Here is a 20775-nt window from a genome sequence, read left to right on the forward strand (position 1 = left end):
ATTTCAATCACTTAACCAACGCAACGACGCCAGCGCCTGGAGCGCCTTTCACCGATGCGCGACTGAAGAGCCATTCGCGCGCATGCACCGCCCCAGATCGCCGACGCTGCAGGAGAACGTTCATGGATTTGCGCAAGCTGAAAACGCTGATCGACCTGGTGGCCGAATCGGGCATTTCGGAGCTCGAAGTGACCGAAGGCGAAGGCAAGGTCCGCATCGTCAAGTCGGCGCCGCAAGTGATGGCCCCGATGCAATATGCGCCGATGCCGATGCAGGCTGCACCGGCTATGGGCGCACCCGCCGCAGCAGCTCAGGCTGCCGTCGGCGCTGAGGCTGCTGCCCCGGCCCTGCCCGCCGGCCACATCGTGACGTCACCGATGGTCGGCACGTTCTACCGCTCGCCGTCGCCGGGCGCAGCCGAGTTCGTCAAGGTGGGCGACACCGTCAAGGAAGGGCAGACCATCTGCATCATCGAAGCGATGAAGCTGCTCAACGAGATCGAAGCCGACAAGGCCGGCGTCATCAAGGAGATCCTGATCGAGAACGGCCAGGCGGTGGAATACGGCCAACCGCTGTTCGTGATCGGCTGATCTTCCGGCATCTGACCCTCTTCGTGCGGCGCGCAGCGCGCCGCATCCGAGCGCGAGCCGGCGTACAAGGGCTGCCACTGAGCGCGGCCCGGCCACAGCGCCCTCGCCTCTCCTTTTTGTAGCGAGAACACGATGTTCGACAAGATCCTGATCGCGAATCGCGGCGAGATCGCTCTTCGCATCCAGCGCGCCTGCCGCGAACTCGGCATCAAGACCGTGGTGGTCTATTCCGAGGCGGACAAGGAAGCCAAATACGTCAAGCTGGCCGACGAAGCCGTGTGTATCGGCCCGGCACCGTCGCCCCTGTCGTACCTGAATATGCCGGCCATCATCTCGGCCGCCGAGGTGACCGACGCCCAGGCCATCCACCCCGGTTACGGCTTCCTGTCGGAAAACGCCGACTTTGCCGAGCGTGTAGAGCAATCCGGCTTCACCTTCATCGGCCCGACGCCCGAATCGATTCGCCTGATGGGCGACAAGGTTTCAGCCAAGCAGGCGATGATCAAGTCAGGCGTGCCGTGCGTGCCGGGCTCGGAAGGCGCCCTGCCGGAAGACCCGAAGGAAATTCTGGCAACGGCCAAGAAGGTCGGCTATCCGGTGATCATCAAGGCAGCTGGCGGCGGCGGTGGCCGTGGCATGCGCGTGGTGCACACCGAGGCTGCGCTGATCAACGCCGTCAACATGACGCGCGAAGAAGCCGGCCGCGCCTTCGGCAATCCGGAAGTCTATATGGAGAAGTTCCTGGAGCATCCGCGTCACGTGGAGATCCAGATCCTGGCCGACCAGCACCGCAATGCCGTCTGGCTGGGCGAGCGCGATTGCTCCATGCAGCGCCGCCACCAGAAGGTGATTGAGGAAGCGCCGGCACCGCACATTCCGCGCCGCCTGATCGAACGCATTGGTGACCGCTGCGCCGAGGCCTGCAAGAAGATCGGCTACCGTGGCGCCGGCACGTTCGAGTTCCTGTACGAGAACGGCGAGTTCTACTTCATCGAAATGAACACGCGCGTACAGGTCGAACATCCGGTCACGGAAATGATCACGGGCGTCGACATCGTGCAGGAGCAGATCCGCGTGGCGGCCGGCGAAAAGCTGCGCTTCCGCCAGAAGGACATCGTGCTCAAGGGCCACGCGATCGAGTGCCGCATCAACGCGGAAGATCCGTTCAAGTTCACGCCCTCGCCTGGCCGCATCACGTCGTGGCACGTGCCGGGTGGTCCGGGCGTCCGCGTGGACTCGCACGCCTACAACGGCTACTTCGTGCCGCCCAACTACGACTCGATGATCGGCAAGGTCATTACGTACGGCGCCACGCGCGAGCAGGCCATCGCCCGCATGCGCATCGCCCTGTCGGAAATGGTGGTGGAAGGGATCCAGACCAACGTGCCGCTGCACCGCGACCTGATGCTCGACGCCAACTTCGTTGAAGGCGGCACCGACATCCACTACCTGGAGCACCGTCTGGCGCAACAGGAAGTGGCCAAGGGTGGCGGCAAGTGACGTACCGCGAATGCGTGCTCGAAGTGGCGCGTGACGACGCCGAAGCGTTGTCCGAAGCTCTGTTTGATCTTGGCGCGCTGTCGGTCTCGGTGGAAGATGCCGATGCCGACACGCCCGAAGAGCAACCGCTCTTTGGCGAGCCCGGCCACGAACCAACACGCCTGGCGTGGAACCGCTCGCGCGTGGTTGCCCTGCTCGCCGAGGATGCCGATCCGGCATTGTTGGTGGCAGCCGCAGCCAACGAGATCAACCTGTCGCCGCTGCCTGCGTACACCGTGCGCGAAGTCGAAGAGCAGGACTGGGTGCGCGTCACGCAATCGCAGTTCGAGCCCATCCATATTGGTGAGCACATCTGGGTCGTGCCGTCCTGGCACGACGCGCCAGAACCCGACGCCGTGGTGCTGGAACTGGACCCGGGCCTGGCGTTCGGCACCGGCAGCCACCCGACCACGCGCCTGTGCATGGAATGGCTGGAGCAGCACGTGCACCCCGGTGAACGCACGCTGGACTACGGCTGCGGCTCGGGCATCCTGGCCATCGTCGCCAAGAAGCTGGGCGCCGGTGAAACCGTCGGTGTCGACATCGATCCCAACGCGGTGGAGGCTTCGCGCTACAACGCCGAACGCAACCACGTCGAAGCCACCTTCGCCCTGCCCGACGATGCGCCGGAAGGCACGTTCGATCTGGTCGTCGCCAACATCCTGTCGAACCCGCTCAAGCTGATGGCAGCCATGCTCTGCGCGCGCGTGCGCCCGGGCGGCCGGCTGATTCTGTCGGGCGTGCTTGAGCGCCAGGCCGAAGAAGTCGCCGCTGCGTACGCCTCCACCATTCCGCTTACCGTGTGGCGTGCACGTGACGGCTGGGTCTGCCTGCATGGTGTGAAGCCGACATAATTTCATCGCATTGCGCGCCAGTGCCCCCTGCAAAGGTCGACGCTGGCGCCTCTGTCTGCAATACTCGCGCGGTCGGCTTTTTTCTCCTCGTCCCGCATGGCAACTGCGCCACAAGCTGCGCCACGTTTGGCCGCCCGCTGCCCCAACTGTCAAACCGCATTCCGCGTTGTTGCCGATCAGCTTCGGCTGCGCGGCGGGCTGGTCCGTTGCGGCCGCTGCAATCACGTCTTCGATGGCCGCGATCACCTGATCGAGCTTGGCGCCCCGCCCGCGCCTGCAGCGCGGACCGCCGAAGCACCGCAGCCACAGCAATCACCGGAACACGCTACTCGCATTGCGCCGCTCGCAACGCCCGCCGCCCCTGAACCGGAAACGCCCGCGGCACCGCCTGCCGCAGACGACGACCACGGCTTCGGCATGACGCTGATCTGGGAAGAAGACGTTCCCGAAGAAGGCGTCGCAGAAGTGCATCTGGGGGAAGTTGAAGGCGCAACACCCGCGCCCGACGTGCAATCGACCGCACCCGACACGCGTCCGCTGCCGGACGAAGCGCCAATCGAGCGCGCTGCCGAGCCTGCCGCCGAACCCGCGCAGCAGGCACCTCAACCGGAACCGCCCGCGGCGGCCGCCACGCCCGCCGATCCGTTCCACGGCCTGCCTCCCATCCGCGACCTTGACGACGAGGAAGACGCGTTCGCGGCCGCCATACCCAAGCAGCCGTCGGCCGACTTGCCGGTTGAGCTTGCCGTCTCGCCCACAGCGGTTCCGGTAGCGACAGCGTCCGCGTCCGCGTCCGCGTCGGGAGCCATCGCATCACCAAAGCCCGAGGCGGAAAAGCACGATTCGGTCTGGATGCGCCACGAAACCGATCCGCACACGCTTTTTGCGCCGGTGCCGCGCCGCCATGGTCACGCACGTCGCACGCAAGCCGAGGCCGCCAGCCCGACGCCACAGCGCACGCTGACCGGCGCCCCGCGTCCGCGCAAGGTGCGGGGGCCGAACCACGGTGTCTCTGCCGCGACGCTGGATTTCTTGCGCGCCGCGCAAGCCCGCGACCAAACACGCAAAACGACGGGACGCCGCGCACTGGCGCGCGTTGCGATCGGCGTGCTGGCGGTGACGGCCGTGCTGCAACTGCTCTTCCTGGCCCGCGCCGAGATCGCGCGCCGCGTGCCCTCCACACGGCCGATGTTGGAGGCGATGTGCCAGCCGTTGCATTGCACGATTGCGCCACCGCGTGATCTCGATGCATTGCAGATCGAATCGTCACAACTGCAGCGGCAAGAAGGCGAAGCGTCCGACCAGTACGTGCTGACGGCGACATTGCGCAACCGCGCCGGCGGCCCCATCGCCCTGCCGGCCATCGAGTTGGTCACGACCGACTTGCAAGACCAGCTGCTGTCGCGCCGCGCACTGTTGCCTACCGACTACCTGAACCCGACCGACAGTGCATACGGCAAGTCAGGGCTGCCCGCCCGCGCCGAACTACCGATTCGGGTACGATTCCAGTCACAGCGCCCGACGGCCAATTACCGGGTCCTGATTTTTTACCCCTGAATTTTCACCCCTGGCGTAGAGCCGCTAACAAGACCCTCCTGGCCGGGCATGCCGACGCAGACAGTGCAAGCGGTACGGCAAGGAGGCGACGCCAGGCGGGTTCTGTTAGCGGCTCTTCCCCCAACACGTATCAAAGGAAGGAGTAACACCATGGCAAACGTGACCCTTGGCGGCAACCCGATCGAAGTCGGCGGCCAATTCCCGACCGCAGGCTCGAAGGCCCCGGCATTCACGCTGGTCGGCGCAGACCTGAAAGACGTGTCGCTCGCTGACTTTGCCGGCAAGCGCAAGGTCCTGAACATCGTGCCGAGCCTGGACACCCCGGTGTGCGCCACCTCCACGCGCAAGTTCAACGAAGCCGCTGCCAAGCTGGACAACACGGTCGTGCTGTCCATCTCTGCCGACCTGCCGTTCGCAGCCGGCCGCTTCTGCACCACCGAGGGCATCGCGAATGTGAAGCCGCTGTCGACCTTCCGCGACAAGGGTTTCAAGCAAGCCTACGGCGTCGACATCACGTCGGGCCCGCTGGCTGGCGTGACCGCCCGCGCCGTGGTCGTGCTCGACGCCGACGACACCGTCATGTACTCGCAACTCGTGCCCGAGATCAAGGACGAGCCGAACTACGACGCGGCCCTGTCTGCGCTGAAGTAAGCTGAACTGATTGCATCGAGACCAGCTTCCGGTCTCTCGTTCATCACACGGCCGTCCACTGGGCGGCCGTGTCATATCTGGAGTGCTTCAATATGGCCAGCGTGATCTGCGGCTCGATTGCCTACGACACCATCATGACGTTCGACGGACACTTCCGCGAACACATCCTGCCCGACAAGATCCACATCCTGAACGTTTCCTTCCTGGTGCCGACCATGCGCCGGGAGTTCGGTGGCTGCGCAGGCAACATCGCCTTCACGCTGAAGATGCTCGGCGGCGAGCCCATCATCATGGGCACGGTCGGCCAGGATGCCGGCCCGTATCTGGACTACCTGAAGAAGCTCGGTATCTCGACAGCGCATGTCACGGAGGTTCCGGACACGTTCACCGCGCAGGCGATGATCACGACTGACCGCGACAACAACCAGATCACCGCGTTCCACCCCGGCGCGATGAGCCATTCCAGCATCAATTCGGTCAAGAATGCACTGCCGGCAAGGCTCGGCCTGGTGGGCCCCGACAGCCGCGAAGGCATGCTGCACCACGCCACCCAATTTGCTGAATCCGGCGTGCCTTTTATCTTCGATTTGGGCCAGGCAATGCCGCTGTTTGACGGCGCCGACCTCCGCCACTTCGTTGAACTCGCCAGCTACGTGGTGGTCAATGACTACGAAGCGCAGGTCATGCTGTCACGCACGGGCTACAGTGCGGCAGAACTTGCGCAGCGCGTCGAGGCGTACATCGTCACGCGCGGGGAAGAAGGGGCGGAGATTTACGCCGACGGCAAGCAGTACACTATTCCGGCCGTGCCGGCCGAACGTGTGGTCGACCCGACCGGTTGCGGCGACGCGTTCCGCGGCGGCCTGCTCTACGGCATCGAGAACGGCCTGGACTGGGACACCACCGGTCGACTCGCCAGCCTGATGGGCTCGCTCAAGATCGCTTGCCAGGGCCCGCAGAATCATGGCCTGCCCGTCGACGAGATTGCCCGGCGCTTCGAATCCGCTTTCGGGTACCGGTATCAATAAGGAATAGACATGAAACCCATCTATCGCATCGGCGCCGCGACTCTGCTGGTCGCCGTCCTTGGCCTGCAAGGCTGCGCCATGGGCACCAATTCCAACAGCGCCTACTCCTCTGGTCAGGCGCAGCGCGAGCAGACCGTGCGCTTCGGTACGGTAGATTCCGTGCGCAATGTCGTGATCGACCGTGAGCAGACCGGCGTTGGCACGATTGCCGGCGGCGCGATTGGCGGCATCGGTTCGGCTGCGGCCATCGGGCGCGGCAACGGCTCGGTTGCGGCGGGTGTGCTCGGTGCGATTCTCGGCGGCGTCGCAGGCAGCGCGCTCGAAGGTCAGATGAACAAGCGGCCGGGCCTGGAAATCACCGTCAAGCTCGACAACGGTGAGTACCGCGCCATCACGCAAGACGCGGACGAGGCGTTCCGCCCTGGCGAGCGCGTGCGCCTGCTGTCATCGGGCGGCGTGACGCGCGTCACGCATTGATCGAGAACGCTCGGCCGATAGACCGAGGGGTTCATCGGAAACACCGCATCGGCTTCGTGCCGGTGCGGTTTTTTTATGCCCGAGAGAAACGTATGTGCGACGCTTGCGCCAAGAAAAAGCCCGCCGGGCGTGAGCCGATCGGCGGGCGGTGCAAGACACCAAGGTCTTGCGGACCGGATACGCAGTATCCGATCAGGTGGGCGCGACGTGCGCGCCGCTGTGGCCCCGGAGGATCACCGTCGTAAGAATGACTTACGGACGGTTGCCGGTCGGGAACGGCCATGCCGCAGCCGGGTTCAGCGCGGTCTTGGCAGCGGGTGCAGCAGGTGCAGCGGCCGGAGCAGCAGCGGGCTTGGCGACAGCCTTCTTGGCCGGAGCCTTCTTCGCAGCCTTCTTTGCAGCAGCCTTCTTGGCGGCCGGAGCCTTCTTTGCAGCGGCCTTCTTGGCCGGGGCCTTGGCGGCCGGTTTCTTCTTAGCAGCAGTTGCCATGGGAAACTCCTTCAAGATTGGGTATCGAACTATCGAGATTGAGCAACCCGACCGGCCCGATCCCACGATGCATTGGCACCGCCAGACCAACCGAGCGAGCGATTCATCGGCGCGCCACCAGACAGCAGTCGCACGCTAATGAATTCGGTAGGAAGATCTGCGACTTGCGCGGCGGACACACGCAGCAAGTTGCACGCCCCGGTCGCGCGCACGAGCGCAACCGTAGTCGGCCAGACAGGACACATCCGGCGAGTCTTCATCAATTGAGAGGACCGGGGCATCGTGGCCACACCGGTCGAAATTTGATCTTGCGCGAATCGCTGCGTGGACCACAAAGCCGCTTGCAGCGTGACTTTGCGGACAGCGAAAAACTGGAGAGCGCGCGTTTTCTTTTGGGGGTAGTACGCCCATCCCGACGGGGGGATCGCAGAGACGGCACCGAGTTCAAACAGCCCTGTCGGCGTGGCGTGCATCAAAGTGGTTACGCTCCTCGACTACCTTTCACTTGCCGCTTGGAACTTCATCGTCGTTGATCGCGCGAAGGTTCCTTGCATCGAAGTCAACGTCTTGTCAAGGCGAATCATAATTCGTTTGTGCGGTGATGTTAAGAGATTTATGCAAAAAGCGCGGTGAGTTTTGGTGAAGGATTGCGCTGCGTCTGTGCGTCGCTGCGATTCGCATCGCGCATGCGTGCAGATCGCTCTCGCGAACGCGCATTTTCTTGCGTCGTGACACCACGTTACGGCGTTGCTCCACGTTGACACATGCATCCCGCAAACCCAGTGATCATGCCGGTTTACAGCAACACGCGATGTCGTGTGGATGTACATCGTGAACACGTGCATGCACCTCGCGCGCGTTCGGTATCGTCGCGTGCGTCGACGTGCGCGCTGCGCGATGCGTGTCGAAAAAACCGATGCGTAGATGCGACAACGCACGCGAATTTTTCGCGCTCGACACGTCGATACGCATGCAATCGAAGCGATCGACGCGCGCTTATCGACGTGTTGAGCGTGTCGACAACGCCGCTGACACGCATCTCGACCACCGTCGATGCGCGCTGCGCGAAGTCGATGCGATTGCGATGGTCACCAGCGTGCATGCAGGTGCCGCAAATCGCGTGCCGCGCATCCGATGGGCGAGGTGGCGACGATATGGCCAACGCATCGATGCATGCGTGAGCGCGAATCGCATCGACGCGTCCGATACAGATATCGATGCGTGCGACACCGGCGCCCAGGCGTGATGATGGCGAACTGCGGGCGAGCACGACCGCGCAACCGCGACATGCGCTGTGTGAAAACCGATCGCCGATCGCGGGAAAACCCTGCTCAGCAACCGCTGAAAAGTTCACGCAACAGCGTTTGAAACGACGCTGTTTTACGACGATAGAAGGATTGTTCTACGGCAATCCGCAGGCCATTTTTGCTGCGATCTTATCGCCCGAAGAATGGCTTGCAGTCAAGTTTCATTCTGAATTGAGTTCCTAAATTGCTGCAACTGCATATTTGGGTGTCAGGTTGCCGCTGATTGTCACGCCATTCGGTTTCACTTCACGATCCGCTCACCACATCAGCACGGCATCGATCGCGCGATATGGCACGGGCCTGCGCGTGGCACGTGAGAAGACAGGGAGGTCGTCGCCAACCCCACACGCCTGGCGACGACAAACCCGATGAGCAAAGAGCGCAAGACAGAAGGGGTCCAACACAAGCGTTCTGTTTTGAGTCGTGGAGGCACAAGATGCGCGATCGAGCGTTCTTGTCAAAATCGAATCCGCCGAAGCGCGGAGTGGTCCTGCAGTGCGTGCTGGCGACGGCATCGCTCGCCATGTTGGCCGGTTGCGCGAATTCGGGCAGCGGCGACATGGGTACGTCGCTTGGCGGCGGCAGCGATTCGCAGTCCAAGCCGGCGATCGCGGCATCGACGTCGCCGACGTGGTCGAACGGCAACAGCAGCAATGCAACGGGTAGCACCGGATCGACCGGCAGCACGCCCATCGCGACGCTGACCGGCCCGGTCGAGCAGGTGACGACCACCACCATCACCGCCATCGTGCCGCTCACGAGCACGCTGACTTCCACCACGCAAACGCTGGGTGCGGCCACCGGCCTTGGTGCGCCGGTGAGCAACGTGTTGTCGACGTTGGGCAGTGCGCTCGGCAGCGAGGGCAGCACGATCAAGACGGCCGGCAAGGGCGATGCGCTGGTGTCGACGCTGGGCAATACGGTCAGCGCGCTTGGCTCGCTCACCAGCGGGTTGTCGACGATGGTCGCACCGGCGGCGCCGTCTGCATCGGGCGGTGCATCGGGCGGTGCGTTGGGTGGTGCGTTGCCCGGTGCGCTCGGCGGTGCGCTGGCGCCCGTTACGACGGCAGTCGGTTCGCTGACAGCGGGGTTGCCAGGCATCAGTGCGCTTGGCTCGGTTGGCACAGCCGGCGGTGGCGGCACGGCCGCGACGGGTCCGCTGGGCGGATTGGGCAGCGTCGGCACAACGGTGGGCGGATTGGTTGGCGGTGTGCTGTCGGGTGTGACATCCGGCGCGCATCACTGATCACTGCTCTGTAAAACTTTCTTTGCATTCGACGGCAAACGCAGGCGGATGCTACCCGCTGGACGCCAGATGCGCGTTCTTCTGACCCGGCGGTGACACGCGGTACGGGCCGCGCTTACAAGGAGACTCACCATGAAAATTCAGAACCCGCTCCACACTTCTTCTTCCACTTCGTTGTCCGCCGCTTCGGCGTCGCGCACGCTGCTGGCAGCGGCTGCAGTGGCCGTGCTGACGCTGGCCGGTTGTGCTTCGGGCGGCAACCCGAACGGCGATACGACGCCGTCATCGTCGGCCAACAACAATCCGGGCGCGGTGCCGGTCGGCAACGTTGCCAGCGGCGGCGGCAACGTCGTCACGCAGACGGGCAAGACCGTCAGCGACCTTGGCACGACGATCGGCACGGCGTCGGTACCCGTTATCGGCGGCACGGCGGCGCAGAAGGATCTGGGAGCGACGGTCACCTCCGCCGGCAACACGGTCCAGACGTTGGGCGCCGGTATCAGCAACGGGCTGGGCAAGATCGGCTCGACGCCCGACCCGGTCGGTACCACGGTGCAGAGTTCGGGTGATGTGATCCGCTCCGCCGGCGTGACGGTCGGCAACGCGGGGCAGACCGTCTCGGATCTGGGTGCCGCCGGCAGCCCGCTGGCGCCGCTGAATCCGGTGACGTCGCCGGTGGGCAGCGGTGTGTCTGCGCTGGGTCAGGTGATGCAGGGTGCCGGCGGGCTCGTCACGATTGGCACGTCGAGCGGCCCGGTGCAGCAGATCACGCAGCAGACCAGCAACGCGATCGTGCCGTTGTCGTCGCAGGTCGCGCAGGGCACGCAGGCGGTCGGCAGCACGACGATGCTCGGCGGGCCGCTGGCCGGTGCGCTAAACACGGTTGGCGGTGGCCTTCAGAGCGCTGGCGCGCAAGTCGGCGCGGCCGGCGGCAACCCGCTCACGCGTGACGTGGGCGGTGTGGTCGGCGCCGCTGGCGGCACGGTGGCCAGCGCCGGCGGATTGATCAACGGCGGCAGCGGCGGCTCGGCGAATCCGTTGGCACCGATCACGGGCGCGCTCGGTGGCGGCCTCGGCGGCGGCAGCAATCCGCTGGCTCCGGTAACGAGCGCACTGACCGGCGCTGCCGGCAGCGGCAACCCGCTCGCCCCAATCACGAATGCGCTGGGTGGCGTCACGAACGCCGCCGGCGGCTCCGGCAGCAATCCGCTGTCACCCCTGACCGGTGCGTTGAGCGCGCATTGATCCCTGCGCCGACATCATCGATCAGCCCTCACCGATTTTTTTGACTGACAACAAGGAGACTCCACGATGCAACATACCCCCTACGCTCTCGCGCGCCTGGCTGGCGCACTGGCCCTCGCTCTGGCAGCCGGCAGCGCCTTCGCGCAAGCCAGCCCCGCCGGCACCTGGAAGACCATCGACGACAACACGGGCAAACAGAAAGGCGAAGTGACGATCGTCGATAACGGCGGCACGTTCACGGGCAAGGTCAGCAAGATCCTGGTGCCCGGCGACGAGAACAAGACCTGCACCAAGTGCACGGACGACCGCAAGGACCAGCCGATCAAGGGCCTGACGATCCTGACGGGTCTGAAGCCGAACGGCAACAACAACTGGGATGGCGGCCAGATCCTGGACCCGGAAAACGGCAAGGTCTACAGCGCCAAGATGTCGCTGTCGGAAGACGGTCAGAAACTGAATGTGCGCGGCTTCCTGGGCATCAGCCTGCTGGGCCGTACGCAGACCTGGATTCGCGAGCAATGATCGCCCGCCGATAACGACACCTCCCAACGCGCGGCGGTGCCCCCTCCTTGCGGGTGGGGCGCCGTCTCTTCAGGCGCCGGTGCAAGCCGGCGCCTTCTTTTTGCGGAAATCCGCACACTGCGCGCACGCCATCTCCACTAAAGAAGGCCACTCCATCGCCGTTACACCGATGCGGAGTCGTCAAACAATAAGTGGAGAAAACACGACATGCGACAGTGGACACTCAAAGCAAAGCTGCGCCTCGCGCTGGCCCTGATGTGGCTGGGGCTGATCGGCGTCGGGATCTGGAGCGCGATGGAGACCCGCGCGACCATGCTCGACGAACGCAAGGCCGGCCTGCAGAACCTCGTAGATGCCGCCGAGGGCATCGCCAAGCTGTATCACGGCCGCGCGCAATCGGGCGCCATGACCGAAGCTGATGCCAAGAAAGCCGCGCTGTCGACGCTCGCCTCGATGCGCTTCGGCACCACGGGCTATCTGTTCGTGGTCGATTCACAGTTCATCCTGCTGATGCACCCGACGCTGGCGGACATGGTCGGCAAGAGCACCGCGGGCTTCAAGGACCCGACCGGCAAACCGGTCTATCCGACCATCGTCAACGCCGCCAAAGACAAGGGCTTCGGCTTTGCCGAATACCAGGGTCGCCTGCCCGGCAGCGAGACCGCATTGCCGAAGATCGGCTACGTGAAGCACTTTGCGCCATGGGACTGGAATCTCTCCAGCGCGGTCTTTCTGCAGGAAGTGGATGCGGCGTATCGCCATTCACTCGTCGCGAACCTGATCGTCATTCTGCTGGTGGGCGGCGCGGTGTCGCTGGCCATGTCGCTCATCATCCGCAACGTGCAGCGCGGACTGGGCGGCGAGCCGGGCTACGCCACGGAGGTCGCACGGCGCATTGCCGGCGGTGATCTGGCCGTGCAGGTCCAAACCCGCTCCGGCGACCGCGACAGCATGCTGGTCGCCATGGCGCAGATGCAGCAGCAACTGACCGGCACCATCGGCCATATCAAGACATCGGCGGACTCGATCGCGAGTGCCACCAAGCAGATCGCCGCCGGCAACGCCGATCTGTCGCAACGCACGGAAGAGCAGGCTTCGTCGCTGGAAGAAACCGCGTCGAGCATGGAAGAGCTGACGAGCATCGTGCGTCAGAACGCCGACAACGCGCGCCAGGCCAGCACGCTGGCCGTCAACGCGTCGGACATCGCAGTCAAGGGCGGCGAGGTGGTCGGCCGCGTGATCGACACCATGGCCGGCATCAACGAAAGCAGCAAGAAGATCGCGGACATCATCGGCGTGATTGAAGGCATTGCCTTTCAGACGAACATCCTGGCGCTGAACGCGGCGGTCGAGGCCGCGCGCGCCGGCGAACAGGGCCGCGGCTTTGCCGTTGTGGCCGGCGAGGTGCGCAACCTGGCGCAGCGCTCGGCCGGGGCGGCCAAGGAGATCAAGGAACTCATCGGCGATTCGGTCGGCCGCGTGGAAAACGGCACCACGTTGGTGGCCGAAGCGGGCAACGTGATTGACGAGGTGGTGGTCGCGGTCAAACGCGTGACGGACATCATGGGCGAGATCAGCTCGGCCTCCGAAGAACAAAGCGCCGGCATCGAGCAGGTCAACCAGGCCGTGAACCAGATGGACGAGGTGACGCAGCAGAACGCCGCACTGGTCGAGCAAGCGGCCGCCGCTGCGCTGTCGCTGGAAGAACAGGCGCAGGTGCTGCGCGACGCGGTGGCGTCGTTCCGCACCGCCTGATCGCCGAGATTTCATGCGCTATTCCCCAACGATGGGAGGGGCGCCGCGCCGTTCTCTGGTGTGTCGCATGGTGCTATGCTGCGCGCCAGAGAGTTGACAAAACAAAGTTGGAATAGCCATGCCCGAGCGCAACCGGCCGCCATTGAGGGGCCTTTTTGGCGCGATTGCCGGGTCGACCACCAGCGCCTATGCCGCAGCAGGAGACACTGCCGGCGACGCCCATGAGCCGATGTCCGGCGGCCGCCCCAGTGCGGTGCGCGATGTCGCCGCACAAGATCTGGCCAGCGACACCGCGCTGTGGCGCTTTGCGCTGGCCGCAGAGCACGGTGGCCGAGCGCCCCACCCCGACGCCACCTTGCGCGACGATCTGTCCGTCCTGCGCATCCTGCGCCACGCTGATGGCCTGCGCCTGCTCAGGCAAGGATTGCGCAGTGCGTTCCCGGGGTCGGCCCTGCGCCTGACCACCTTCTGGCCCGAAGAACAGCCGCATGCGTACCCGGCTCGCACGGAAGCCCGCCCAGCGGAATTCGGCGATCTGCTCGTGCTGCTGCGCCTGCGCGGCGCGGTGCCCACGCTCGATTGCCGCGCGCTGTTTCTCACCAGCCGCCGCATCGACCAGCCCGACGATGCGCTCGACAAGCACCATGCGCTGCCGCAGATCAACCTGTACGAAGGCTGGCCCGACTTCAACGTCTATGCGCGTTCGCCGATCAAGTCGCGCAACGCAACCTTCCTGGGCAAGTTCGACCTGTCGGCTGAGCTGGACCCGCTGCGCCGCGTTGGCCGCGACCAGCGACAGTGGCGCTACCTGACACCCTGCACGGGCCTGCAGCAGTACGCGCAATGGCCCGGCGCCCGACCGGCCTCGCCGCTGCAATGGCGCTGGCCTTCCGGCCCGCACGCCAGCGGCGCACAGGCCAGCTCCGGATCGTTCACCGGCCTGCTGCGCCAGCTCGCCCGCCCGGAAGGTCCCGGCGAGGACTGCTCCGCCGGCACCGACGTGCCGACGTGGGGCCGCCTCATCAACAAACTGCTCGACCACAGCTGGGAAGTCGCCCCGAGCCACGCGCTCAAGAGCGGCAATATCAGCTCGCTGGCGTTCTGGACGCGGCTGCGCGGCTTCCTGACAGCGGAATACCTGCTCGGCTCGCACTCGTTGCAGAAGGGCTTTGGCGCGTCGTTGCAGTTCGAGATGGCCAACGGCCTGCAGGACATCGCCCGCGACGACTGGACGGCCACCACCGGCTTCGACCCCGAAGACCTCGACGTGCCTGGCGTGCGCGGCACGCTGCAGCGCATCGCGGCGTCCAGACTGGCCGTCTTCGGCATGAGCGCCGAAGACCCGGCACCGCTCGCCGCCCCGCGCCCGCAGCGCGGCGTGACCCCGCGCCCCGATGGCGAACGCGAAGGCCTGCGCGTGTTGCTGATCGACGTGATCCGCCCCAGCGCAGCCGCCCTGTAAGCCCGCCAATTCGATAAAAAGCGACGCCCGCGCCGCCGAGAACGCAACGATTTCTCGATGGCGCGCGGCTATGCTGTGGCGTTCCCCTGCCGCGCCTCCTGCCGCGCCTGCGCTGTTGCCCATGTCTTCCGCTGCTCCCGCCTCCGCCGCTTCCACCACGATCACCTCACCCTGGATGCCCATCCTTGCGCTGATGGGCTCGATGGCCTCCGTGTGCCTCGGTAACTCGTTTGCCAAGACGCTGTTTCCGGTGCTGGGTGCCGCGGGCACGGTCACGTATCGCGTGACCATTGGCGCGGTGATCCTGCTGGCGTTCTGGCGGCCGTGGCGCCTGCACCTGAGCCGCGCGGATGCCGGCCGCATCGCGCTGTACGGCGTCACGCTGGCGAGCATGAACCTGCTGTTCTACCTGTCGCTGCAGCGGTTGCCGATCGGCATCGCGATCGCCATCGAGTTCACGGGGCCGTTGGTGCTGGCCGTGCTGCTGTCGCGCCGCGCGCTGGATTTCGTGTGGATCGGGCTGGCGGTGGTTGGCTTGCTCATGCTGACGGTGGCCGACAGGTCGGTCGGTCAGGTCGACCACCTGGGCGCGGCGTATGCGCTGGCCGCCGGTGTGTGCTGGGCGCTCTACATCCTGACCGGCAAGAACCTCGGCGGTCTGCATGCGGGCCAGGCCACGTCGATCGGCATGCTGGTCGGTGCGCTGTTTGCGATCCCGTTTGGGGTGGCGCAGGCAGGGTCGGCGCTGCTCGCTCCATCGCTCATTCTGGCGGGACTGGGCATCGGGCTGCTGTCGAGCGCGATCCCGTATTCGTTGGAGATGGTGGCGCTCAAGCATCTGCCGGGCAAGACGTTTTCCGTGCTGCTGAGCCTGGAGCCCGCCATTGGCGCGCTGGCGGGGGCAATCGTGCTGCACGAGCAACTGACCGGGCGCCAGTGGGTGGCGATCCTGGCCATCATCGCTGCGTCGGCAGGATGTGCACTGACGGTGCGGGCGCCCAAGCCTTCTCCGGATCCTGCCGGCGTCGCCTGACGCCTAGCCGGAAAACCGCGCCAGCGCTTGCAGAACCGCCATGCGTGTCTGCGCGTAGACCATTCCCTTCCATTCGGGCACATCGCAATAAAACGCATCACGCAACGCCTGGCGGATGCCGGCCCGCTGCGCGGCGCCCTGCTCCGGGTGGCGATACAGCCAATGGTCGGCACGCAGCGCCTGCAGCACCGCCAGCGGCGCGAGCGTGCCGAACTCCAGCGTGACGCAGGTCTTCTCGACGCCGGGCAGCAGTTCGTAGGCGATGCCCACCAGATCGCCCTTGACGACTGACGAGACCGAACCCGCTGCCGCAATCGGCCGAACATCGGCGCCCCAGGTGCGCATGGCGCGCTCCAGTTCGGCAGGATCTGGACTGTTGAAGATCTTCTCGCCGTGACCGTAGTGGCCGAGTCCGGTATGCAGGTCGATCCATACCAAGTGCGACATGCCGGCCGCATGTCGGGACACGATTCCGCGCATCTGCAGCGTGCTCCAGCATGGCGCGCTGCCGCCGTAGAACATGCCGTCCGGCACGCGGTATTGGCCGCTCGTCGCGGCGTCTTGCAGGGCTTTCTCGCCGCGGGTGACCATGTAGTGCTGCAGCGCTGCCTGGTCAGCCTGACTGGGCGGCCATGTGTGCGGCAGCAGGAGCCGATCGACTTCAAGATAGGCCGGATTCGCCGAAGCGGTCTCCGTAAAGTCGACGCTGTTGCGGTTCAGGTCAACGTTGTCTTCATTCACGCGCCGCAGGTGCGCAAACCCGTACGGATTGACCGCGTGCACCAGCAGCAGCGCGACCTTTGCAGCCGCCAGCCGTGCGAAGAGTTCGTCGTCTTGCAGCAAGCCCGTCTGGCAACCGGAGCCGCAGAACCCCTCCACGCCATGGACGCCGGAGGTGACGATCAGCAGCGCTTGGGCCTGCGCCGGCGCAAGCAGCGCGGTGTCGATGGAAAGCTGCTCGCCGGACGGCCCGACCACATCCGGATGCAGATGGCGCTCGATGCGGAGCCTGCGGGTCTGAGCGGCGGCGAGGAACTTGCCGCGCGCTTCATCGTAGGTCTGCGAGAAGAAAGCTTCGACCGTCATGGCGGGGATCCGGGGGCAGTGGTAGCCGCAGCGTGCCATGCCCGACAGGCGCGGCGCAACCGCACAAACGTGAATCGACCACCCCAAAATGCAAACAGGCGACGCATGGTGCGTCGCCTGTCTACATTGATGCCGGGGGTCGAGCCGAGTGTCGAGCCGGTGGCCGTTCACGGACACATAGATTGAGATTCCGATCTCCATAAAAACAAGGGGCTAGAAAAATCTCAGACAAATCGTGGGGATTGATCGTGACAGTTGACCTGAGATTCCGCGACTCCCAGGACACATATGCTGAGATTTGGCATGGAAGGCGCGATTACAGGAAGTCTCACCTCTTCTGTCACAGCCGTCACCTCGACAAGGCTCGCGCTACAGACGTATACATATAGAGCAGTACGTTTTGTTGAAACGGCTGGTGCGGGTTCTACAATCGTATCGAGTCGCCCGCAACGGGAGAGACCATGCGCAAAATCCTGACCAAGAAAGTCAACGCGTCTGCCTTTGGTCGGTCGCGCAGGAAGACTTTCGAGGCAGCCGTCAGGGTCGTGGCAGCCTGCGTCGACGCAAGGCGTATCAACGTGACCCCCATCTCCATCTTCAGCAGGCACCACGTTGCTTTGTTCAAGAGGATCCGAGCTGGCTCAGTGGAAGTAGTCATTCATCGTGGGGAACCGTTCGTTATTCTGGGGATGAATCAGGTTCTCGCCTTAGTTGCAGACCAGAGCGTGGGACGTGCCGGCGCAGCGGAAATGCTCGCTGGACTGCCCCCCGTCCGCCCGTCGACGTCGGTCCCGAGACACGCTCGGAGCCGTCATAGGGTGCCACGATTGCGCACTTGAACAACAGACCAATGTCACTCTCAATCGGCCCCTTGCATGGTGCGGCCGCCTCGATACAACGGCAGTATGGTCAGAGAGGGCTAGCCGTTATCCCTACGCCCAACCCGGATTTAGAGGACTTCATGCGTGAATATCGAACCCGCACTATCAGCGAAGTGGTTGCAAGTACCTGCAATCGGTGTCAGCGTCACCTGAGCGCAGACGAGCCTGGTGAGTGGCAGGAACGGCTGTCGTTCGACCATTCCTGCGGTTTCGATTCCGTGTTTGGCGACGGCAATACGATCAGCCTCGATCTATGTCAGCACTGTGTGCAGGAGGTGCTAGGCGAGTGGTTGCGAATCACAAAGTCAGCTGACATCGGTGGCCCGAACACGCTCGCACAAGCGCTGATGGACATGCCAGATGCCGGAGAAGATGCCGACTTTGCACGCAACCCGTGCGATACGCCGCGCGAATCTGCGAAGAAATACGAAGCCCCCGCCAAATCGATGCATGCACCGGGGGAATCCAGCGAGAAAGAACAGAAGCGCAATTGAGCGCTTGGAAATCTGGCCAAAGCCGCACTTCAGCGGGCCATCGAATGAGCCGGCGGCTTGCCCAGGACGGCGACATAATGCCCAGGGGTCAAACTGGGGGACGACCACCAGGCCCGCCAATTGCCCGAACACGAGGGTGTTCTTGGATCCTCGCGACTCTGTACTCAACGCGTCGGCTGCTGCCGCCAAGAAGGCGAGCAGTGTGGTTCGCTAACGTATAGCGATCAAGCCGCAGCCGGATCAGTTCGTTGTGCCCGAGACAGTTGAGTGCATTCAGCCCCCTGCAGGACAGGGAACTTCTCCATGAAGTCCTTCAAGGAGTTTTAGCGGTCTATGGAATGATCGTCGACCACCACGCCGGCACGTTTTCGTGTTGGGCCAGTACCGAACCGGTCTTTATGATGGCTACGGGCCGATGGGTATGCTGCCCGTCGTCACGATCCCGTGAGTTATCAAAGAACATCGCCAAGTGTACGATTTGTAGAGCTTTCTGCGCGTTGGCGAAGACGCGCGTGAACCGCATTTGCTGAACGTCGGAAGGTACGTCATGCCCTCCCGTCGCAACTCGACGGTGAACGCGCTCTTGGGCAAGATCGACGTCATTTACACCAACAAACAGCATCACAACGTAGTAGCCTGCGTCCACTCCACGTTGCAATTCGGCGAGCTTGTAACCGTACGCGTCCGAAAACACAGTTTCGTAAACGAAATGGCATTGCGCACCAGGGTGAGCAGATAATTTCAGTCCGCGACGACGCGTTGCTTCGGATTGCGCCAGACGGGCAGTCTCCGGCGTCTGCGGAGCATTCGGATCGTCCTGCGCCGCCTCGTTCAGCTCACGCTCAATCTCGTCGGCGTTGATGTACTCAGCCTCCAACGCGCCCTCGAGCATCGGCTCGAGCAATTGACGCCACAGCGTGGTCTTGCCCGCCCCATTGGGACCGGCGATCATGACCATCACTGGTTTAGTTCCCGCGCCTGCGCTGAGCTCGTCAAGGAACGCGTTGAAAAGCTGCTCACCCGTCAATCCAGATCCATCCCGAACTTGCCCGCGTTCTTCCGCAGGTTTTCGATACTCTTCTTCAATGCGACGTGTTGCTCAGCGCGATGCTGCTGGATACGCGTGGCTGGGTTGGTCGCTCGCGCCAGCAGTTCATACACCTGCGCGAATTCGCCAGAATCCAGCTGAGATGCACTGAGCATCTGTAACAGCGTCGTGTTTCGCCCTGGAATTGGTTCGACCAAGTATTTTCCTGCCAGCGGTGCATAGTTGCCCCATTGCTTGGCGAGCTGGTACAAGCGCCACAAGCGGGTGCGATTGGACAGATTGAGTTTTTCCATCCGTTCGGTGCGCAGCCATGCGTAGACTGTGATGCGCTCGATATGCAGGACTTGTGCGAGTTGTGTGACGTTGAGCCCGAAAGCCCGGCGCAATTCCTCCACCATCTCAGCCGGCGTTGTCAGCGTCGGTTCGGACTGACGCTGCAAGGAACCGAGTTTGAAAGGTAGTGGCACAGCAGCGTTGATGCTTGTCCCAAGGTATTGCCGGATGTCGTTAAGATCGATGACGACGGTCGGCACTGCCGTGCCACAGTCGACCAATATGGCTGTCACCTGCCGAACACTGGTGGCCCCGGATTGATGCCACATCGCGTTGGATCCGATCGTCCTACCCAACTTCGCGTCACGCTCGGAAGCGTAAATCATGCATTGTCTCCTCTCGCTGCTTCGGGACCCCATTCGCACCGCGCCAGCGGCGTAATCATGGCGCGAAACGCCGACGATACGTCGGTGTGCATTTGGGTAAACAGCTGGCTCAGTGTCGCCCGATCGGCCCGGTGCTCGCCGTCAACCCATCGGTCGCTATCAATCACGCCGCACTCTCCAGGCGCTGGCGCCGACTGCTGACGCGGACTCAGCATTCCCTGCAAGTCCATCGGCAACGACGGCACGCCAAATCCACGCATGAACTGCAGGCGCATTCTGCCGGCGGGATAGGCGACGTCCACCATGGAAACGTGTAGATCTGGCCCGCGCATAGCGCCAGGCAGCTTTGGCATCTCGTTCAGGTTCCATGGCGCGTTGACATAGTCTTCTGGCCTCCGGCCATGCTGAGGCACCAGAAAATCGACGTAGCGCAGGCCGAGTCGCGTTACGGTGCTCACCTGTACATCATCGAGTGCATTGGTGATGTCGAGCCACGCCTCCCGAAAGTGAGACGAGTCAACGTACGACGTAACGGCATACGTGAGCGCACCTTGCTGCACACGAACCATCGCGTCCACGTCGTTATTGACGAGGTCGTAAGCAACCTCATGGGTAGCCCGCGGCAGGCTGGGCGCCGCATCAAGATTGATCTCGATACTCACGCCAGTGGTCTGACTAATAGTCGGAAAGTGAGCTCCGATCCGCTTCACGATCGCGTCGCGCAAATGTTCCGGAGCTGCTGCCGCATTCGGTAGAAATCGAACCTGGGCGAGTACAAAAACCAAGGGCGCGTTCGCCCACTGCCCCTTGCGGGGGGTGGTATCGCTAACCAAACAGCCTCCTTTCTCAATG

20 protein-coding genes are annotated in these 20775 nt (G+C 63.9%); 15 read left to right on the plus strand and 5 right to left on the minus strand.

Annotated elements, in window-relative coordinates; genetic code table 11:
• The first annotated feature begins 122 nt into the window (after positions 1–122).
• The 7 genes from accB (at position 123) to BEK68_RS11910 (ending at position 6696) form a co-directional block, all read left to right on the plus strand.
• Positions 123–590: an acetyl-CoA carboxylase biotin carboxyl carrier protein gene (gene accB, locus BEK68_RS11880; protein WP_004632950.1), complete on the plus strand. Its 468-nt coding sequence runs from the start codon at positions 123–125 to the stop codon at positions 588–590.
• A gap of 132 nt (positions 591–722) precedes the next feature.
• Positions 723–2090 (plus strand): acetyl-CoA carboxylase biotin carboxylase subunit, encoded by a 1368-nt coding sequence (gene accC, locus BEK68_RS11885; protein ID WP_004632953.1) that lies wholly within the window; start codon positions 723–725, stop codon positions 2088–2090.
• A complete protein-coding gene (gene prmA, locus BEK68_RS11890; RefSeq protein WP_012436433.1) occupies positions 2087–2983 on the plus strand; it encodes a 50S ribosomal protein L11 methyltransferase in 897 nt (298 codons plus the stop codon). The genes accC and prmA overlap by 4 nt, the downstream gene beginning before the upstream one ends.
• A 96-nt stretch (positions 2984–3079) precedes the next feature.
• Positions 3080–4540 (plus strand): DUF3426 domain-containing protein, encoded by a 1461-nt coding sequence (locus BEK68_RS11895; protein WP_012436434.1) that lies wholly within the window; start codon positions 3080–3082, stop codon positions 4538–4540.
• A gap of 150 nt (positions 4541–4690) precedes the next feature.
• Positions 4691–5191 (plus strand): thiol peroxidase, encoded by a 501-nt coding sequence (gene tpx, locus BEK68_RS11900; RefSeq protein WP_012436435.1) that lies wholly within the window; start codon positions 4691–4693, stop codon positions 5189–5191.
• Between the two features lie 92 nt (positions 5192–5283).
• The gene (locus BEK68_RS11905) at positions 5284–6219 is read left to right on the plus strand and encodes a carbohydrate kinase family protein (RefSeq protein ID WP_012436436.1); all 936 of its coding nucleotides are present in this window, start codon (positions 5284–5286) and stop codon (positions 6217–6219) included.
• Between the two features lie 9 nt (positions 6220–6228).
• The gene (locus BEK68_RS11910) at positions 6229–6696 is read left to right on the plus strand and encodes a membrane protein (protein WP_012436437.1); all 468 of its coding nucleotides are present in this window, start codon (positions 6229–6231) and stop codon (positions 6694–6696) included.
• A 252-nt stretch (positions 6697–6948) separates the two neighbouring features.
• On the opposite strand, the gene BEK68_RS11915 is transcribed toward BEK68_RS11910, so the two are convergent.
• A complete protein-coding gene (locus tag BEK68_RS11915; RefSeq protein ID WP_212634773.1) occupies positions 6949–7185 on the minus strand; it encodes a hypothetical protein in 237 nt (78 codons plus the stop codon).
• Positions 7186–8155: 970 nt separating this feature from the next.
• On the opposite strand from BEK68_RS11915, the gene BEK68_RS11920 reads away from it, so the two are divergent.
• The 7 genes from BEK68_RS11920 (at position 8156) to BEK68_RS11950 (ending at position 15755) form a co-directional block, all read left to right on the plus strand.
• The gene (locus tag BEK68_RS11920) at positions 8156–8431 is read left to right on the plus strand and encodes a hypothetical protein (RefSeq protein WP_137910748.1); all 276 of its coding nucleotides are present in this window, start codon (positions 8156–8158) and stop codon (positions 8429–8431) included.
• A gap of 497 nt (positions 8432–8928) precedes the next feature.
• A complete protein-coding gene (locus BEK68_RS11925) occupies positions 8929–9738 on the plus strand; it encodes a collagen-like triple helix repeat-containing protein (RefSeq protein WP_012436439.1) in 810 nt (269 codons plus the stop codon).
• A 132-nt stretch (positions 9739–9870) separates the two neighbouring features.
• Complete coding sequence (locus BEK68_RS11930; protein WP_012436440.1) at positions 9871–10983, plus strand: collagen-like triple helix repeat-containing protein; 1113 nt, start codon at positions 9871–9873, stop codon at positions 10981–10983.
• 66 nt (positions 10984–11049) lie between these two features.
• Complete coding sequence (locus BEK68_RS11935) at positions 11050–11505, plus strand: DUF2147 domain-containing protein (RefSeq protein WP_012436441.1); 456 nt, start codon at positions 11050–11052, stop codon at positions 11503–11505.
• Positions 11506–11712: 207 nt separating this feature from the next.
• Complete coding sequence (locus tag BEK68_RS11940) at positions 11713–13260, plus strand: methyl-accepting chemotaxis protein (RefSeq protein WP_012436442.1); 1548 nt, start codon at positions 11713–11715, stop codon at positions 13258–13260.
• Positions 13261–13378: 118 nt separating this feature from the next.
• Complete coding sequence (locus BEK68_RS11945; protein ID WP_012436443.1) at positions 13379–14722, plus strand: hypothetical protein; 1344 nt, start codon at positions 13379–13381, stop codon at positions 14720–14722.
• A 121-nt stretch (positions 14723–14843) separates the two neighbouring features.
• Complete coding sequence (locus BEK68_RS11950) at positions 14844–15755, plus strand: EamA family transporter (protein WP_004632979.1); 912 nt, start codon at positions 14844–14846, stop codon at positions 15753–15755.
• A 3-nt stretch (positions 15756–15758) separates the two neighbouring features.
• Here BEK68_RS11950 and BEK68_RS24855 read toward each other — a convergent pair whose 3' ends face one another.
• Positions 15759–16841, minus strand: coding sequence for a M14 family metallopeptidase (locus BEK68_RS24855; protein ID WP_004632982.1), 1083 nt, complete (start codon positions 16839–16841; stop codon positions 15759–15761).
• A 961-nt stretch (positions 16842–17802) separates the two neighbouring features.
• Between BEK68_RS24855 and BEK68_RS11965 the strand changes: the two genes are divergently transcribed.
• A complete protein-coding gene (locus tag BEK68_RS11965; RefSeq protein WP_004630309.1) occupies positions 17803–18216 on the plus strand; it encodes a hypothetical protein in 414 nt (137 codons plus the stop codon).
• 331 nt (positions 18217–18547) lie between these two features.
• Here the strand turns inward: BEK68_RS11965 and BEK68_RS11970 are convergent, their stop codons facing one another.
• From BEK68_RS11970 to BEK68_RS24865, 3 genes are read right to left on the minus strand one after another with little or no spacing between them, the layout of a single operon-like run.
• Positions 18548–19243, minus strand: coding sequence for a zeta toxin family protein (locus BEK68_RS11970; RefSeq protein ID WP_004630307.1), 696 nt, complete (start codon positions 19241–19243; stop codon positions 18548–18550).
• Positions 19240–19923, minus strand: a complete 684-nt coding sequence (locus tag BEK68_RS24860) for a hypothetical protein (protein ID WP_004630305.1) — start codon at positions 19921–19923, stop codon at positions 19240–19242. The genes BEK68_RS11970 and BEK68_RS24860 overlap by 4 nt, the downstream gene beginning before the upstream one ends.
• Positions 19920–20756 carry a TIGR04255 family protein gene (locus BEK68_RS24865; RefSeq protein ID WP_004630302.1) on the minus strand — a complete coding sequence of 279 codons (837 nt, stop codon included), beginning with the start codon at positions 20754–20756 and terminating at the stop codon, positions 19920–19922. Before BEK68_RS24865 ends, BEK68_RS24860 begins: the two co-directional genes overlap by 4 nt.
• Between the last annotated feature and the right edge of the window lie 19 nt (positions 20757–20775).

The sequence above is a fragment of the Ralstonia pickettii genome (genome assembly GCF_001699815.1).
GTDB classification, from domain to species: Bacteria; Pseudomonadota; Gammaproteobacteria; order Burkholderiales; family Burkholderiaceae; genus Ralstonia; species Ralstonia thomasii.

Coding starts and splice junctions, on each gene's coding strand:
- accB (WP_004632950.1), top strand. CDS start 123: ATGGATTTGCGCAAGCTGAAAACGCTGATCGACCTGGTGGCCGAATCG.
- accC (WP_004632953.1), top strand. CDS start 723: ATGTTCGACAAGATCCTGATCGCGAATCGCGGCGAGATCGCTCTTCGC.
- BEK68_RS11895 (WP_012436434.1), top strand. CDS start 3,080: ATGGCAACTGCGCCACAAGCTGCGCCACGTTTGGCCGCCCGCTGCCCC.
- tpx (WP_012436435.1), top strand. CDS start 4,691: ATGGCAAACGTGACCCTTGGCGGCAACCCGATCGAAGTCGGCGGCCAA.
- BEK68_RS11905 (WP_012436436.1), top strand. CDS start 5,284: ATGGCCAGCGTGATCTGCGGCTCGATTGCCTACGACACCATCATGACG.
- BEK68_RS11910 (WP_012436437.1), top strand. CDS start 6,229: ATGAAACCCATCTATCGCATCGGCGCCGCGACTCTGCTGGTCGCCGTC.
- BEK68_RS11915 (WP_212634773.1), bottom strand. CDS start 7,185: ATGGCAACTGCTGCTAAGAAGAAACCGGCCGCCAAGGCCCCGGCCAAG.
- BEK68_RS11920 (WP_137910748.1), top strand. CDS start 8,156: ATGCAATCGAAGCGATCGACGCGCGCTTATCGACGTGTTGAGCGTGTC.
- BEK68_RS11925 (WP_012436439.1), top strand. CDS start 8,929: ATGCGCGATCGAGCGTTCTTGTCAAAATCGAATCCGCCGAAGCGCGGA.
- BEK68_RS11930 (WP_012436440.1), top strand. CDS start 9,871: ATGAAAATTCAGAACCCGCTCCACACTTCTTCTTCCACTTCGTTGTCC.
- BEK68_RS11935 (WP_012436441.1), top strand. CDS start 11,050: ATGCAACATACCCCCTACGCTCTCGCGCGCCTGGCTGGCGCACTGGCC.
- BEK68_RS11940 (WP_012436442.1), top strand. CDS start 11,713: ATGCGACAGTGGACACTCAAAGCAAAGCTGCGCCTCGCGCTGGCCCTG.
- BEK68_RS11945 (WP_012436443.1), top strand. CDS start 13,379: ATGCCCGAGCGCAACCGGCCGCCATTGAGGGGCCTTTTTGGCGCGATT.
- BEK68_RS11950 (WP_004632979.1), top strand. CDS start 14,844: ATGTCTTCCGCTGCTCCCGCCTCCGCCGCTTCCACCACGATCACCTCA.
- BEK68_RS24855 (WP_004632982.1), bottom strand. CDS start 16,841: ATGACGGTCGAAGCTTTCTTCTCGCAGACCTACGATGAAGCGCGCGGC.
- BEK68_RS11965 (WP_004630309.1), top strand. CDS start 17,803: ATGCGTGAATATCGAACCCGCACTATCAGCGAAGTGGTTGCAAGTACC.
- BEK68_RS24860 (WP_004630305.1), bottom strand. CDS start 19,923: ATGATTTACGCTTCCGAGCGTGACGCGAAGTTGGGTAGGACGATCGGA.